Here is a 15,062-nt window from a genome sequence, read left to right as displayed (position 1 = left end):
CTGCCCAGTCTACGCGGGTGTAGTGTCTCTAGTATCGACGAAATCTTCAAGTAGAGCCAGTATAAGCTGCCTCGGTGAGGGAGGATTCCTGGTAAAGGCGGGTGGCAGGAGGAAATCCACAGGCGCTGCCATCTTTGTGGATCACTTTCTCTTCCCAGGGCAGGCGATAGGCCCCATTCACCAAATCCTGCATGTAGGTGTAGGGGCAATCTTGGGCTCCGCCTTTGACGGCCACATAGCCACGGTGTCCGAATTGATAAATGTTGTTTTCCACACCCCAATGGATGCGAGCTTCCCGCACCAAATCTGGGCGCACTTCGCCAGTAATGATTTCATCAGGGCGATGGGATCCCATGACCAGGGGGGTGCCATCAAAGTTGCAGATCATGCCCTCCCCCATAGAATCAAACGTGCCATCCGACCCACACATACACACCGAGGCCGTCACCATCAAATTGCAAAAGGCATTGGCCTGATTGGTAATTTGCCAACTGTGGCGAATGGGGGCAGTATATCCGGCAGTGCGCAACATAATCTCGGCCCCTTTGTAGGCACACTCGCGGGCCATTTCTGGAAACATGCCATCATGACAAATGATCAGGGCAATCTTTGAGCCATTCGGGCCATCACAGACAGGGATCCCTAAATTTCCCGGCTCCCAAGGTTCGACGGGAACCCAAGGATGCAGCTTGCGATAGTACAGTTGTAGGTTCCCTCGATTGTCGAGAATAATGCCGCTGTTATAGGGATTACCCTGCGGGTTGTATTCCATGATTGAGAAGCAGCCCCAAATATCGTTCTCTCGGCAGGCGGCACTGAAGGCAGCTACCTCTGGTCCATCCAGTCGGCACATGATCTCCGGATTAGTGTCCATCGACAGGCCGTGCAGAGAGTACTCCGGAAAGACCACCAAATCCATGCTGGGCATGCTGGGGCGAGCCTTCCCCACCATAGTGACTATCTTTTGGGTTTGCGCCGCCAGATCATCGGGAGTAACCACATTGGGTAGCTGCAGTTGCACCAGTCCCAATACAACACCGTTGGGAGTTTTATTCAGGCCACCGAGTCCACTCATGATCAAATCCTTTGCTGATGAAGATGGAATGGGTTAGAGAGTTAGTCGAATGGATTTAAGAACTTGTAAAAGCCGATGTATCGATTTGCTATCTAGCAATCCCAGCTTAGGTAGATAATGGTAGGTAATGGGTGAACCTTGCTGTAACAAGATAAATTGGTAGTCTTCTCCATTTGTAGCTAATCCCCAAACAAATTCTTGATTTTTTATTCCTTTGTAAGCATAGGTCAATAATTGGGCGATGGCCAGGCTTGTAGCTACTGTTCCTCCCTTGGTTTCTATCACGAGGATCCAAAAGCTCTCTCTTGCTCCTCTTCTAATGGCGAGTAAGTCTACACGACCTTTGATGGCAACTTGGCCTTCTTCCTCCTCAACGATAATATCGGCAATATTTTCTTCTAGATTAATTTTGATGTCGCTCGATAGAAAGCCTGCCAGTTTGAGAAGTGGAGAAACAAACAGAAATTTGACTTGCCCTTCATTCAGAGTGTCATCGGCCAGATAGCTAAAATACAATTCCTGGAGTTGGGTCAGCTCCTCAATCTCCCGTTCAGTCAAAGGGGGTAAGTCCAGTTTTTCCTCGAACTCTAAAGAATCTCCCCGACACAGCCCTAAGAGCTCGTGAACCTCTCTCAGAGTCAGGGTATTGGCAGGTCGGGTTTGTACAGCGGTCATAACCAGGGATCCCTAAATCGGGTTCACTTCGACTATAGCCAGTCGGCTACTTCCCGGTGCCCAAGGCCCCAGGCATGCCTGCCAGGGTTCGCCGCGGAGAACTGGTCAGGATCATGATCCCCAAGGTCAGCACGTAGGGAGCGGCATTCCACAGGTAGTAGTTGGACTGCACACCCACCGACTGCAAGGCTGGCCCAATCGCCTGAGCTCCGCCGAACAAAAAAGCAGCCAATAAACACTGCAACGGGTTCCACTTGGCAAAGATCACCAGGGCCACGGCCATCAAGCCTTGTCCGCTGGAAATGCGTTCTGTCCAACTGCCGGGGTAGTATAGGGACAGGTAAGCTCCTCCCACGGCTGCCAAGAAGCTGCCTGCCATGATGCACAGAGCCCTTACCTTGGGCACCGAGATCCCCATGGCCCGTGCTGCATCGGGGTTGTCGCCCACAGCCCGCACGAATAGGCCCCAACGAGTGGAGCGAAAGAACCAGTGCATGACAAAGGCCAGGAGGATCCCCAACAGCAGAAGTGGGCTCAGTTTTAGGGCAGCTTGAATGGCAGGACTGCTGCTCCAATTTCCCAACTCAAAGGCAGGTAGCCGGGGGGCTGCGGGCTGAATGAAGGGTTTGCCCAGGTAAAAGGCCATTCCACTGCCAAAGATGATCATAGCAATGCCCACCGCAACATCGTTAACCCGAGGTTGTTGGGCCAAAAAGGCGTGGATCCCTCCCAAGGCTAAACCGGCAAACCCGGCCACCAATACCCCTAACCAAGGCGCGACCACACTGCCTGCCGTGTTTTGGGTGAGGAAGGAGATGGCGTAGGCGCTCATTGCCCCCATCAACAGGGATCCCTCTAGGCCGAGGTTGATTTTGCCGCTTTTTTCCGTCAGACACTCCCCCAAGCTGACGAACAAAAAAGGCGCACTTCCCCGCAAGGTTCCGGCGATCACCGCCAAGGGGATCCCCCACCATCCTAGGGCTTCTGTTTCCATCTGAGTTTTTCTCCTGACCACTGAATTGGTTACTTGACCAAATCATTGCTACTTCGGGGGCCAGTTATCTAGGCTGGTTCTGAGGGTTCTCGATCCCGAAAAAAGTCGAAGCGCCCGTAGAGGGATTCGCTGTAGAGAATCAGCAAAAAGACAATGCCCTGAAACACCAACACAGTAGCATCCGGCAAATTGTGGGAGCGCTGCAAAATGCTGCCGCTGGCCAGGATCCCTCCCAGGAGGATAGCCATCGCCACTGCTGCGGCTGGGTTTTGTCGAGCGACAAAGGCCACCAGAACGCCGCTGTAGCCATAGCCCACAGTCAAGGACTCATTGGCCCGCCCGTGTACGGCAGCCACTTCTACCATGCCCGCCAAGCCGGCACAGGAGCCGGCCAGAAAGGTGATTAACAGTGTGAGTTTACCGACAGCAATCCCCACCATTCGGGCCACCTTTGGGTTACCCCCTATTATGCGCACCGAAAAACCCAACGTGGTGCGTTGAATCAACACATAGGCAACCAGGCAGGCAACGATGCCATAGACCAAGCCGAAGTGGATGCGGGTGCCCCATAGCCGACCCAACATGTTGGCCTCGTCAACGGCAAAGCTGGAGGGCTTGCTCAAGAAACTGGGATCCCGCAGCGGCCCCCCCACCCAATGGTTCATCAGGGCAATGGCAATGTAGTTCATCAACAGGCTGCTGATGGTTTCATTCACACCCCGGTAGTGGCGCAGTGCCCCCACCACCATGATCCACAGGCCACCGGCCACCATGCCCGCCAAGGCCATCAGGAAAACGACCACGGGTGGAGCCAGGGATCCCGCCCACAGCCCCATCGCCACAGCTGCCACCCCCCCCATCACCAGAGCTCCTTCATTGCCGATGATCACCAGCCCCATGCGGGCCGGCAGGATGGTACACAGGGAGGTGAGCATCAGGGGAGCCGCCCGTTGCAGAGTATTTTGCCAAGAGAACCAACTGCCGAAGGCAGCTCTGTAGATGGAGCCATAGACGGCGAAGGGATTTGCGCCGGCCATGGCACAAAACAAGCCGAAGATCAACAGCGAGGCCAACAAAGCCCCAAAGGGCAGTAGGATCGGCTCAAGGCTGGAGCGCCACCGCAGCGGAACCGAGCGGGAAACAGCAGAAGAGGTGGTAGCCATCAGCTAGAGATACTCCCGATCACGCCTTCCACCAGGTAGTCCATGGATTCCAGCTCGATTGCCCGCTGGCCGTATTCCACTCCGGCAGGGATCACCTCTTTGCCGGTATTGTCTTTGAGAGGGCCTTTGTAAATGACCAACGAGCCAGCTTGCAACTGGGCAAGGGCCGCTTCTCCAGCTTTTTTGGCCTCATCGCTGGCTGCCGATCCCCAGGGGGAAGTTTTAATGAATTTCTCTTTGATACCCCCCCGAATGAGGTGGGGGATCCCACCGTTCATCAGGGTTTTGCCCGCCTGGATGGCTTCGGCAAACTGGGTATAGACGCTTGTCCAGTCGTATTCAGCGCCCGTCAAATAGCCCTTGGGAGCCAGCGCCGCTTGGCTGGTGTTGTGACCACAGCTCATCAGACCTCGCCGCTCTGCTGTTTCGATAACGATTTTGGGACTGTCCACATGGCAGGTGAGCACATCGATGCCTTGGTCGGCCATGCTGTTGGCAGCTTCTGCCTCTTTGACAGGTAGAGCCCAATCTCCCGTAAAGATCACCTGAGTAGTGATGTTGGGGTTGACACTCTTGGCTCCTAAGGTAAAGCTGTTGATGTTGCGCAACACAATGGGAATGGGTTTGGCGGCGATAAACCCAAGGCGGTTGCTTTTGGTCATGGAACCGGCCAGCACCCCGTTGATGTAGTGGCCTTCATCCAAGTAGCCGAAGTAGCTACCGACGTTTTTCGGATGCACTCCCTCAATGTAAAGTCCACCGGCGTGAAAGAATTGTACCTCTGAATATTCCTTGGCTACCCGCAAGATATGGGGATCGTAGTAGCCAAAAGAAGTGGGAAAGAGTACCGTTGCCCCATCTTGCTCGATCATGGCCCGCATGGTTTCTTCCACGGCCACCGTTTCCGGCACATTTTCTTCTTCAACGGTTTTCACCCAAGTTAGGCTGGACAAGCCAACTTTTCCCTCTGCATGGGCCTGGTTCCAGCCAAAGTCATCTTTGGGGCCAACGTAAATAAAGCCGATAGTGATCTCTTTCTTGTTCTGGGCCTGGGCACGCCACAACTGTGAGGTCAAGGTGATGGCAGCGGCGGCAGCACCAGAGCGAAGGAGCTGCCTACGAGTGTACAGATGACGAAACAATGGCCGGCTCATGTTGAGAATCCTATTCGTGAATAAGCTTTCTGGAAAGACGAGACCCAGCAGACTCGGTGAGGTTCTGAACCTCTGCTGAACCCCTGGCAGCAACTACTGGATTTAATAGCCTCTATCGAGAAGTTTTGGTAGTCTAAATTACAGTTTTCTCGATTCAAAGTTTTGATGCTTCACTTTATGCTGGCAAAAGTCCTTCCCGCTCACCCAAAGTTCGGTTAGCCCGTTTTTGGCACTGATAACATTCTCAAGTCTGATGAGTTTTGCGAGTGGGTTTTATGGGTTTTCAATGGCAAGAGGGTGTTGTTCTGGCCGGCCCGGATCTGGTTCCCCATCGCTGCTCCCGCTTCGGGGTAGAACAAGACACCGTTACCTGCATGGAACTGGGGGATCCCATTGTTGGGTTGGAACAGAGATCCTGGGTGATTTTGCCGGCTTTCACCAACAGCCACACCCACATGGGGGATAGCTGTCTGCCGGATGGGGCGACAGGCCTGACTTTGGAAGAGGGGTTCTTCCGACCTGACGGCTACAAATATCGAGAGTTAGCCAAACAGTCGCCGCAACAGCACCTGGAACACATCGCCGCTCACCTGCGCTACATGGCGGCAACGGGCACCATCCGACACATCGATTTTCGCGAGCAGGGGGTCTACGGCTGCCAACTGTTGCGGGAAGCTGCAGCCCAAACCGGGATCCACTCAGTGATCTTGGGCCAGTTTGAGAGCCTCCCTTTCAGTGAGGAGCAATTGCGGCAAAATCGGGATCCCTTAAACCCCCAAGCCTATCAAGAATTGCAAGAGATTCTGGCAGTAGCAGATGGATTTTCCGAGAGCACCCTGAACGATTTGACGGAACCCGCCTGGCGGCAGATCCACGACCTGACCGAGAAAATAGGCAAGCTGCGGGCCATCCACTGTCTGGAAAATGAGGGGTATCGAGAGGTCAGTCTGGCCATCGCCGGACGGGGAGATTTGGAGCGTGCTCTTGATTTTTACCGTCCCCATTGGGTGATTCACGCAACGGTGGCCAACGCAGCGGAAATTCAATTGCTCTCCCGGCATCGGGTGAATGTCGTTTTGAACCCACGGGCCAATGCCAACTTGGGACTGCCTCTCCCGCCGATTGCCCGCCTGCTGGAGAGTGAGGCCAATCTCTTGCTAGGCACCGACAACGGACTTTTGAATAGCCCGAACCTTTTGGCAGAGCTGGATTTCACCTACAAAGTGGCCAAAAGCCAGTTTGGAGATGCGGTGCGCCCTGATCCAGTCGAGATTTTGAAGATGGTGACCAGCAACATCCGACATTTACGGCCTCTACTGGGATCCGATGTGTACGGCTATTTGGATGTGGGGCTGCCCGCCGATTTGGTGGTGCTGGACTTCACCCGTCCTCATTTGCGGGCCAGTCGTCATCTAATTGCGTCGATTCTCACTCGGGTTACCCCGGCAGATGTGGTGCTGACGATGCGGCAGGGCCAGGTACTGTGGCGGGATCCCCAGCGGGTCAACTGATGTCGAAGCTGCGACTGGGAAAAGCTGGTGAAATGCGATTATTCCTGTCTATTTCTGGAAGCGATGTAGGCTCGCCACCCCCCCCAAGCGGTGATGTCCAATTGCCCCTCACACAGGTAGGGTTCGGCTAGGATCCCCAGCACTTCCTCCCCTTCTGCCAAAAGAATGCGGCCCACTGACAAGCCTGGCGGCTCTTGCAAAAGGAGTTGACCCAACCCATGGGCAGGGATTTCCCAAATCTCCAGAGCAATTGCAGAACCGCCCTGGCAAACCCGTACCATGCCTGGATAAAGACCGTCGATGGACCAAAGCCGATAACAAGCGGCTGTTTGGGCTTCCCGCACAAAGCGACCCCCAATTTGCAGTAGGTTCTCATTGAGGGGTAGCCCCCGCATCAGGGTGCCATTCACGGCCAATTTAATGTCCATATCAAATCAAACAGATTCTCCCGCCTCCGGATCCCCGGCCAGAGAGGGATCCCAAGACCTCCTCATGCTACCCGTTGCTAACGGGAACAGGTGCTCCACTCATGGTGAAAGACGCCCGGCCTGTCGATGCGCTCAAAGGTGTGGGCCCCGAAGAAGTCCCGCTGGGCTTGGGTGAGGTTCTGGGGCAGGTTGGCGGTACGGTAGCTGTCGTAGTAGGCCAAGGAAGCGCTGATGGCCGGGATCGGGATCCCCAAGGCCGCCGCTGTGGCCACCACCCGCCGCCAGGATCCCTGCCGTTCCTGAATGGCCTGCTCGAACTCCTCATCCAAGAGCAGGTTCACCAGCTCTGGATCCCGTTTGTAGGCCGATTGGATCTCACCGAGGAAGCGGGCGCGGATGATACAGCCCCCTTTCCAAATCCGCGGAATCTCGCTGAAGGTGTAGACGTAGCCGTGGGCAACAGTGGCTCTTTTGAGCAGGGCCATCCCCTGCGCATAGGAGCAGATTTTGGAGCAGTAGAGGGCGGCGCGCAGATCTTGGATAAAGCAGTCGGGATCCCCTGCAAAAGTGGCGTCGGGCCCCTTCAACTGGGCAGAGGCAGCCACCCGTTCCTCTTTCATCGACGAGAGGATGCGAGCTTGCACCGCCGCTTCAATGGTGGGCACTGGTACCCCCAGATCTAGAGCGTCCTTGACTGTCCACAAACCGGTGCCTTTTTGCCCAGCCTTATCCAGAATGAGATCCACCAACGGCTTGCCGGTTTCCGGATCCAGGGTTTGGAAAATCTTGGCGGTAATTTCAATTAGGAAAGATTCCAGCTCTGTTTCATTCCAAGCCTGAAAAATCTCCTGCATCTGCGAGGCCGACAGCTTCAAAGCCCTGCGCATTAGGTCGTAGACCTCGGCGATCAGCTGCATATCGCCGTATTCGATGCCGTTGTGTACCATCTTCACGTAGTGCCCGCCCCCTTTGGGCCCCAGGTAGGTGACACAGGGGCCGTCTGGCACTTGAGCGGCAATTTTGGCCAAGATGGGCTCCAGTTGTTGGTAGGCCTCTGGGCTACAGCCGGGCATGAGGCTGGGGCCGTTCAGGGCGCCCTCTTCCCCGCCGCTCACCCCCATGCCGACAAAGTGGATCCCGGTGGGAGCTAGGGCTTCGGCACGGCGATCGGTGTCGGTGTAGAGGGAGTTGCCGCCGTCGATGATGATATCCCCCGGATCCAGCAGGGGTTTAAGCTCGTCAATCACCGCGTCTACCGGCGCACCCGCCTTGACCATGATCAAGAATTTGCGGGGCCGCTCCATCAGTTGCACCAATTCCGGCAGGCTGTAGGCGGGGGTGATCCGTTTGCCTTGGGCTCGCTCCCGCATGAACTGGTCGGTTTTGGAGCTGGTGCGGTTGTAGACGGCAACCGGGAAGCCATTGCGCTCGACGTTGAGGGCCAGGTTTTCCCCCATCACCGCTAGGCCAATCACCGCAAAGCTGGGCTTGCTCATGGTTGGGGCACTATCGACACCTCACCCAATCTAGAGGCCAATCTGACCGACGGGGCTCAGGGATCCTGTTTTCTTCACCTTTGCCGGCCCTGATTCAAGGGCAGCCCAAACTCTCACGGGTGGTTACGCCGGTTATCGGGTGGGATCCCTCAGCTCGCTCACACAACTGCCGCTTTGCCGCCCGATCCACATAGGCTTCGCTGAAATCGGCGCCGGCAATCTGCGCTCCTTGCCAAACCGCCCGTGCGGCAATGGCTCCCGTGAGCTTGGCCCTTCTGAGAGCCTATCCGAATACCTCGTCGTCACGTCACGACGGATGAAATCCATCACCGGATGCAAGCCGATGGAGTCGAGGCACGGCACCGTCGTGCCCCGACGGGTGCACCCCGACGAGTGGTGAATGGGATGGGCGCATGATCAACAACCCCCATTGTCCATCGATGCATCCCGTGCTCGTCGTATCATCGGGGAGGGCAGTGCGCGAACCGCCCCTCCGCTATCGGCAGATATGGGTGCGTTGCGTCGTCAAGCCACCCATGCATAGTCTTGATCAGTGATCACCGTTGGGGGCAATGGGCACCACGTTGGTTATTCGGTCGTCGTTACCCCCAGCATCGCTTCGTTCCAATCACCGCACGGGGAAGAGACGAGATTCGCTGACCTTCATCTTCCACACCAGGATGTTTCGGATAGGCTCTTAGAGATTCTCTGCCCGATACCCAAAAACCTCATCCAGCCAATCAAAGACTACTTGCTGCATCAGGCCCAGATTATTGATCTGGCAGTGAGCATCTGCACCGTCGGCGGCAACGAAGACGCGAAAGGCTTTAGGGCATCGGAGAGCGTTGTAAAACTCGCGAGCCTGCATCATTTGTGCTTCTGACTCTCCTTCGCCAACCATACACAATACCGGACATGTAATCTCTTCTATCCTTTCAACTCGTGCTTGTCGCGCCATTTCTAACGCTTCAGAAATTGTGCTTACTCCGGCTTGCCAGCAGAACTTCTCTAATGCAATACCGGGCAGGGGGTTTCTAAGACCTGCCAGCCTGGTAAGGGTGTTCCTGAAAAAACCGGGAGTTTTGAGGAGTACCGACGGAATTTCGGCCATGACAAGTTGGTAAATATCTATGATGGGAGCACTGGCTATGCAGGCTTTGATACGTTTCTCAAATGGAAGAGCGCGTGATACCATGTAGCCCCCACCACTGATTCCAAACAAAGCCAACCGTTCAGCGTCGACCTCTGGTCGAGTAAGTGTATAATCGACGACGGTTTTGATCGGCACTTCAGTATTGGTTCGGAAAAATAAACCATCGAAGGGGGTTCTTCCCTGACCGGGCAAGTCTACCAGGAGGATGTGATACTTCCGGCGTATTCCTGCCGGGCCTATCCAGAAGTAGAGTTCTTCTGCGCATGTTTCGCCACCGCCTATCATGATCAACGTTGGTGCTTTCCGATTCTCATTATGCCCGCACAGAAAGTAACCCGGCAGAACTTTGCCCGCGAACGGGATCTGGATCGGTTCGATAGGCGGCTTGCATTGAGCGGCTGCTTGCCGAAAACACCATTGTGCTTTTTGCCATCCCTCTCGCAGTCGTTGATCTTGCGGGCGAACGAAGATGGCTGCCATCTGATGATAGGTAAAGGCGCGCAGGTAGGCTTCACGTGCACTAACCCGATGCCCGTTTGCCAGTGCCTGTGTCGCCTGCGATTCGACGCGACGGGCCATTTCTGACCAGGCCTTGTACCAGCTTTCGGGATCACCATCTTTAATTTGGGAAGCAGTGTAGAAGCACTCGCCAAGTGCCGAACCACCTTCGTTTTGGTGAGCAAGAATCCAGGCAAAATAGAAATCCATATCGTCATTCCGAAACCGGATTCGCTGTTTGCTTCGCTGCCATAGTTTCTCTTTATTCATAACTGTTTATCCTTGAATTGGAAGAATCTTTCGCGGACTAACGGATTGTGCTGCCCTTGAATGGCGAAGGTGGTGGAGTGAGGCTAGGTGTAAGCCTGTATTAGCCGATTTTCCCCTTGCCCACTGAGAACTGGGATCATTGCGTTGCAGCAGAGACAGCCCTCATCCGCCGTAGGTTACATTCCGCTCGGTGGTGCGAAATTGCAGGATCGTCAGCCCCACCACAATGAGAAACAGGACGATGGATTGCGCGGCAGCCCTACCCAAATTGCCTGAAGACACTCCGATTTTGTAGATCTCGTAGATCAACACCGAGGTGGATCCGGAAGGGCCCCCAGCAGTCAGCAAGTCAATGGTGCCAAAGATATCGAAAAACGCATAGGTCATGTTGGTAATCACCAAAAAGAAGGTGATGGGAGAAAGCAGCGGTAGGGTGATGGCAAAAAAGCGACGCACTGCCCCGGCCCCGTCGATGGCAGCCGCTTCCAGCAAATCCTTGGGCAGGTTTTGCAGGCCGGCAAGGTAAAACAAAATGTTGTAGCCCATCTGCTTCCAAACGCTAGCAAAGATCACCACCCAGGGGGCCAAGTTGGGATCGCTGAGCCAGTTTAAACGGGGGATCCCCACCAGGCCCAGCAAATGGTTGGCCACCCCTCCCAAGGGGTTGAACATGATAAAGAAGATGATCCCGGCCACCGCTGGAGAGATGGCGTAGGGCCAGATCAGCAACACCCGATAAATCGCCGCCCCTCGAATCGGCTGATAGGCCAGCGTGGCAATCAACAGGGATCCGCTCAACCCCAGCACCACAATGGCCGCCGAAATGGCAAAGGTAATCCCCAGGCTGCGCAGATAGGTGGAATCCGTCAGCAAAGCGGTAAAGTTATCCACACAGACGAAGCGGCTGCGCGGCGCCCCCACAAACGTGAGCAGGGTGGAAAGGCGGAAGGTATCCAGCCCTGGGTAGTAGAGAAACACCACCAAGATCGTGAAGGTGGGCAACAAGAGCAGCCACGCCAGCCACCACTGCTTAAAGATGCCCCTCTCCTGAACAGCTGGGCCGGGGATCCCCAGGCGGCGCTCCTGCTCCTTCTGCGTCCACGCCAACAGCGGCCAGAGGGGAATGGCCATGCCCGCCAGCACCAGCCCCACGCCAAAGGCCATGTCGATGGCCTTGCGCTCCGGCTCAAAAGTGCAAAAATCCAGGGGCGCCATAAAAATCAGGGATCCCAGCCCTCCTGCTAGGCCCCCCAGCACTGCCCCCACCGGCACAGGCCACTCGATGCGTCGAAAACGGAGCCCCATCCAGAGGGATCCCAGCAACCCTGCCAACAGCGGCACCAACACTTGGACGAATCCCAACATGCCTCTCACCTCGGCTTTGCTCTTCACAAGAGCCTCGTCAAAACCCAAAAAGGGGCAGGCTGCCGCCCACCCCCATCCCTCAATGACACCGTCAGCCCATCGACATCCAGGTTACTGGTAGAGGGAGTTGTACTCGGCTAGAAGGCGGTTGGCCTCCTGGTTGGCCTTGGCCATAGCCTGGGCTGGATCCCCGCCCTTCACCATGAGATCCTCCATGGTTTGGGTTACCACGTTGCGAATCTCAGGGAAGGCCCCCAGCAGCGCCCCACGGGTGGCAGGGGTCACTTTGGAATTATTAATTTGGTCGCTGGCGGTGAAGAAGTTGGGGTTTTCCTTGAACCAGCCCTTCGACTCCAGTAAAGCTACCGAGCTTTTCCGAATGGGCAAGTAGCCGGTCACTTGGTGCCACTCGGCAGCATTTTCGGTGTTGTTCAGCCACAACATGAAGGTCAGCGCCCCCTCTTCCACCTCTTTGGGCAGATCCTTCACCAACCAGAGGCTGGCTCCCCCGATCAAGTTGCCTGTCCAACCCTTGTCGGCGTTGTAGGGCATGCGGGTGGTGACCAGCTCGATGTTGTTCTGCTTGGCGGCATTGGTGATGTTGGCGGCATCGGCGCTGCTGGTGATGGCCATGGCGACGGTACCGGTCTGGATGGCCTGCTCTGTGGCTGCCCAATCCCGCTGCTTGCCGCTGTAGATGTAGTAGCCTTTGTCATGCATCCCTTTCCACCAGGTGGCGATGGCAATTGAGGGCTCCGAGTCCAAAAAGACCTGGGTGGCACGGGCGGCACGGCCATTGTCGTTGTTGGCCAAGAGGGCATTTTGCTGGGCCATCCATTGCTCGTAGAACCAACCGTGGTTGGGCCAAGTGACGCAGCCCTGCGGCGCATCGGGAAGCGCCATGATCTTCTGACAGGCAGCCTCTAGCTCCTGCCAGGTGGCCGGCGGCTTTTCGATCCCTGCCTTCTTCAAGATGGCCGTGTTGGAGTAGAGAATGGGGCTGGAGCTGTTCCAGGGCATGGACGTAAATTTGCCATCCAGGGTGTAGTAGCTCACCACCGGCTCAATAAAATCGTCGAAATTCACCGGGATCCCGTTCACTTCGGTGCGATTGCCCAGAGCATCGGCAATGGACTTGAAGTAACCAAAATCCCGTGCCCGCTGGGTGCCCACCTCAAACCACTGCACCACCGAAGGAGCAGCATTTTGTTGAATGGCCAGGTCGGTGGCTTGCTGAATTTCTTCGTAGTTGCCGTAGCCTTCGACCTTAACTTTGTATTGAGGAAATTGTTTGTTGAACTCTGCCGCTTTTTCGCGGGCCCAATCCAGGCGGTTGTCGGTAAAGGCAATCCAAACTTTGACTTCGGCAGGAGACTGAGCAAAGCTGTCGGCAGCCAGAAGAGCAGCAGCAGACGCAGCCACCAGGCCAGCCGCAACAGCCAGGAAAGTACGACGGGTATTCATAGAAAAATGCAGTCGCATTCGCTAAAGGCACCTCTGAGATTACAGCACCGACATTAAGAGCAGGTTATGTCTGGCGGGATCCCCTCGGGAGGTGAACCCTCAGGCCGAAGTCAGAGCCAGATGAGGTGAGCACCTAGCCTGGGTCATGATTGGCAATTTCTCAAGGGGTCTCGAAAAATGAGAATGAAAATGAAAACCGCAAGCTTTTGCCTGTTATTGGTTACTGCCCTCCTGATGGCGCTTGCTCCCTTTGCGCAGGCTCGCCCCCGTCAACGCACTCGCACAGCCACCACGCCAACGGCTGGATCCCTGACCCCGAGCGGTGAGCGCACCTTCACTCACTCCGGCACCTACACTCGCACCGGGCCAAGTGGCAGATCGGGTAGTGGCACCTATTCCGGCCAGGGATCCCGGCAATTCATTCCCGGTCAGGGGGTGGAAGGAGACTATTCCGGCCAAGTCACTACCCAACAAGGTCAGACCTGGAACCTGAACCATCAGCACACCACCACCCGCACGAATGAGGGCTGGCAACGGCAGGGCAGCACCACGGTGCACAATGCCCAGGGCGAGACGGTAGGCAGCAGCTCAAGCCTTACTGAGGGCCAAGCGGGGCAAGGCTGGCAGCGCAGCGGCCAATTCAGCAATGCCCGCGACCAAACCTACACCACCGAGTCGAGCAGCACACCGACCGGGCCAGGACACTGGCAGCGGGAAACTCGCGTCTTCAATGCCCAAGGGGATCTGCTCGGTGGCTCTGATACCGATGTGCAGTACCGATTTGTGCCAGGACAAGGCTGGGTGAAAACAGTAGAAGGCAAGACTCTAAAGGGTCAACCGATCCGCCGCACCACCACGATCGGCCCCAACCTGTGAAGAAGAATCTGAAGGGCACTTTAAGGGATCCCTTAGGATTTTGTGGGAGGAAGCGGGCGGACGGAATCGAACCGACAACAGCAGTTTGGAAGACTGCGGTTTTACCATTAAACTACGCCCGCACGGGCATTCAGCGATGCTGAATATCTATGGTAGCATCTCTCGGCGGTGCCCCTTCCCACTCAGAGTTTGGAGAAAAATCCATCTCCATCAGCGGGACAGACTTCTCCGGTAGGCTGGGCTTACTTGCTCTGGAGATCTTTCTGGCGTTTCCTTTGCCATTGGCGAAACTCTTTCTCGTAGCGTTCACCCTCCGTTTGGTAGGCGTTCCAGCCCTTGAGGGCAACGGTCAAGCCCCACCCCATGAGGATAAACAGCGACCAAGATAGCCCTCCACCGGAGAGCCAGTCTAAGCCCAGCAAAAAGCTGTTGACAATTCCATAGCGGCCCAGCAGTTGGTAAAACTGCCGACGGCGGTAGCGCTGAAATTCTCGGTGTTGGCTGTTCAGCTCTTGCCAGGCCTTCCATTCCTGCTCGGCCAAGTCCAGCTCTTGGGGGGAGATCCCCAGTTCGGCAGCCATCTCCTGCAGTTGGGAGCGGGTGAACTCGCCCAGGCGTGGCTGGCGGGCAATGGCCCGCTGGAGGATCTGCTGCACGTCCTCTTGGCTGTACCGGGATCCCGACATTTGGCTGGCTGATATTCAACTTTGTAAACCTTATAATCCCCTAGTCTAGGCTAGCCGGATCTTGGGCCTTATGAAGCGCCGTATGAAGCGCCGTCTGCTGCGGGATCCCAGCCGGCAAATCTCAACTCGAATGTCAAATCGCACTAATCGCAGTCACCGAAAAAACTGGGTCTGAAGCCCCGCCCTTGAGGCCTACGGCCCGCTGACGCGACAGGGCGGCTTTCATGTGTGTACAATACAACCCATGAAACAGA

General features: G+C 55.9%; 13 protein-coding genes, 1 tRNA gene and 1 pseudogene. 2 read left to right on the top strand and 13 right to left on the bottom strand.

Features of this window, described 5'->3' with window-relative positions:
* Positions 1-46: 46 nt before the first annotated feature.
* From ACVWVQ_RS10325 to ACVWVQ_RS10305, 5 genes are all read right to left on the bottom strand, one after another.
* Positions 47-1,075 (bottom strand): formamidase, encoded by a 1,029-nt coding sequence (locus ACVWVQ_RS10325; protein WP_457508319.1) that lies wholly within the window; start codon positions 1,073-1,075, stop codon positions 47-49.
* Positions 1,076-1,108: 33 nt separating this feature from the next.
* Entirely contained in the window at positions 1,109-1,750 is a 642-nt protein-coding gene (locus ACVWVQ_RS10320; RefSeq protein ID WP_414357564.1) for a restriction endonuclease subunit R, read from the bottom strand.
* A 46-nt stretch (positions 1,751-1,796) separates the two neighbouring features.
* Positions 1,797-2,744, bottom strand: a complete 948-nt coding sequence (locus tag ACVWVQ_RS10315) for an ABC transporter permease (RefSeq protein WP_099812292.1) — start codon at positions 2,742-2,744, stop codon at positions 1,797-1,799.
* A 68-nt stretch (positions 2,745-2,812) separates the two neighbouring features.
* Positions 2,813-3,907, bottom strand: coding sequence for an ABC transporter permease (locus ACVWVQ_RS10310; protein WP_414406450.1), 1,095 nt, complete (start codon positions 3,905-3,907; stop codon positions 2,813-2,815).
* Complete coding sequence (locus tag ACVWVQ_RS10305; protein WP_414357561.1) at positions 3,907-5,061, bottom strand: BMP family ABC transporter substrate-binding protein; 1,155 nt, start codon at positions 5,059-5,061, stop codon at positions 3,907-3,909. The genes ACVWVQ_RS10310 and ACVWVQ_RS10305 overlap by 1 nt, the downstream gene beginning before the upstream one ends.
* Before the next feature lie 275 nt (positions 5,062-5,336).
* Here ACVWVQ_RS10305 and ACVWVQ_RS10300 point away from each other — a divergent pair, with 275 nt between their 5' ends.
* Entirely contained in the window at positions 5,337-6,572 is a 1,236-nt protein-coding gene (locus tag ACVWVQ_RS10300) for an amidohydrolase family protein (protein WP_414357560.1), read from the top strand.
* Between the two features lie 38 nt (positions 6,573-6,610).
* Here the strand turns inward: ACVWVQ_RS10300 and ACVWVQ_RS10295 are convergent, their stop codons facing one another.
* The 6 genes and pseudogenes from ACVWVQ_RS10295 to ACVWVQ_RS10270 form a co-directional block, all read right to left on the bottom strand.
* Positions 6,611-7,000, bottom strand: a complete 390-nt coding sequence (locus ACVWVQ_RS10295; RefSeq protein ID WP_099812288.1) for an allophanate hydrolase-related protein — start codon at positions 6,998-7,000, stop codon at positions 6,611-6,613.
* 77 nt (positions 7,001-7,077) lie between these two features.
* Positions 7,078-8,496, bottom strand: a complete 1,419-nt coding sequence (gndA, locus tag ACVWVQ_RS10290; protein ID WP_457508316.1) for an NADP-dependent phosphogluconate dehydrogenase — start codon at positions 8,494-8,496, stop codon at positions 7,078-7,080.
* A 94-nt stretch (positions 8,497-8,590) separates the two neighbouring features.
* Positions 8,591-8,764, bottom strand: a pseudogene (locus tag ACVWVQ_RS10285) (pentapeptide repeat-containing protein); the annotation flags it as partial.
* Between the two features lie 429 nt (positions 8,765-9,193).
* On the bottom strand, positions 9,194-10,417 hold the full coding sequence (locus tag ACVWVQ_RS10280) for an alpha/beta hydrolase family protein (protein WP_457508314.1): 1,224 nt from the start codon (positions 10,415-10,417) through the stop codon (positions 9,194-9,196).
* A gap of 162 nt (positions 10,418-10,579) precedes the next feature.
* The gene (locus tag ACVWVQ_RS10275) at positions 10,580-11,782 is read right to left on the bottom strand and encodes a carbohydrate ABC transporter permease (protein WP_414329418.1); all 1,203 of its coding nucleotides are present in this window, start codon (positions 11,780-11,782) and stop codon (positions 10,580-10,582) included.
* A 111-nt stretch (positions 11,783-11,893) separates the two neighbouring features.
* On the bottom strand, positions 11,894-13,246 hold the full coding sequence (locus ACVWVQ_RS10270; protein WP_457508313.1) for an ABC transporter substrate-binding protein: 1,353 nt from the start codon (positions 13,244-13,246) through the stop codon (positions 11,894-11,896).
* A 234-nt stretch (positions 13,247-13,480) separates the two neighbouring features.
* Here ACVWVQ_RS10270 and ACVWVQ_RS10265 point away from each other — a divergent pair, with 234 nt between their 5' ends.
* Entirely contained in the window at positions 13,481-14,122 is a 642-nt protein-coding gene (locus ACVWVQ_RS10265) for a hypothetical protein (protein WP_457508311.1), read from the top strand.
* Between the two features lie 51 nt (positions 14,123-14,173).
* Here ACVWVQ_RS10265 and ACVWVQ_RS10260 read toward each other — a convergent pair.
* Positions 14,174-14,244 (bottom strand) — tRNA-Gly (locus ACVWVQ_RS10260).
* A gap of 120 nt (positions 14,245-14,364) precedes the next feature.
* Complete coding sequence (locus ACVWVQ_RS10255; protein WP_011434035.1) at positions 14,365-14,808, bottom strand: 2TM domain-containing protein; 444 nt, start codon at positions 14,806-14,808, stop codon at positions 14,365-14,367.
* Positions 14,809-15,062 lie beyond the last annotated feature (254 nt).

The sequence above is a fragment of the Thermostichus sp. MS-CIW-36 genome (assembly GCF_054059035.1).
Note: the sequence above shows the minus strand (reverse complement) of the source record. Positions and strands in the feature narration are given on the sequence as shown.

Bases quoted from the DNA above. Each gene is read 5' to 3' on its own strand.
- ACVWVQ_RS10325 (WP_457508319.1), bottom strand. From the start codon at position 1,075: ATGAGTGGACTCGGTGGCCTGAATAAAACTCCCAACGGTGTTGTATTG.
- ACVWVQ_RS10320 (WP_414357564.1), bottom strand. From the start codon at position 1,750: ATGACCGCTGTACAAACCCGACCTGCCAATACCCTGACTCTGAGAGAG.
- ACVWVQ_RS10315 (WP_099812292.1), bottom strand. From the start codon at position 2,744: ATGGAAACAGAAGCCCTAGGATGGTGGGGGATCCCCTTGGCGGTGATC.
- ACVWVQ_RS10310 (WP_414406450.1), bottom strand. From the start codon at position 3,907: ATGGCTACCACCTCTTCTGCTGTTTCCCGCTCGGTTCCGCTGCGGTGG.
- ACVWVQ_RS10305 (WP_414357561.1), bottom strand. From the start codon at position 5,061: ATGAGCCGGCCATTGTTTCGTCATCTGTACACTCGTAGGCAGCTCCTT.
- ACVWVQ_RS10300 (WP_414357560.1), top strand. From the start codon at position 5,337: ATGGGTTTTCAATGGCAAGAGGGTGTTGTTCTGGCCGGCCCGGATCTG.
- ACVWVQ_RS10295 (WP_099812288.1), bottom strand. From the start codon at position 7,000: ATGGACATTAAATTGGCCGTGAATGGCACCCTGATGCGGGGGCTACCC.
- gndA (WP_457508316.1), bottom strand. From the start codon at position 8,496: ATGAGCAAGCCCAGCTTTGCGGTGATTGGCCTAGCGGTGATGGGGGAA.
- ACVWVQ_RS10280 (WP_457508314.1), bottom strand. From the start codon at position 10,417: ATGAATAAAGAGAAACTATGGCAGCGAAGCAAACAGCGAATCCGGTTT.
- ACVWVQ_RS10275 (WP_414329418.1), bottom strand. From the start codon at position 11,782: ATGTTGGGATTCGTCCAAGTGTTGGTGCCGCTGTTGGCAGGGTTGCTG.
- ACVWVQ_RS10270 (WP_457508313.1), bottom strand. From the start codon at position 13,246: ATGAATACCCGTCGTACTTTCCTGGCTGTTGCGGCTGGCCTGGTGGCT.
- ACVWVQ_RS10265 (WP_457508311.1), top strand. From the start codon at position 13,481: ATGGCGCTTGCTCCCTTTGCGCAGGCTCGCCCCCGTCAACGCACTCGC.
- ACVWVQ_RS10255 (WP_011434035.1), bottom strand. From the start codon at position 14,808: ATGTCGGGATCCCGGTACAGCCAAGAGGACGTGCAGCAGATCCTCCAG.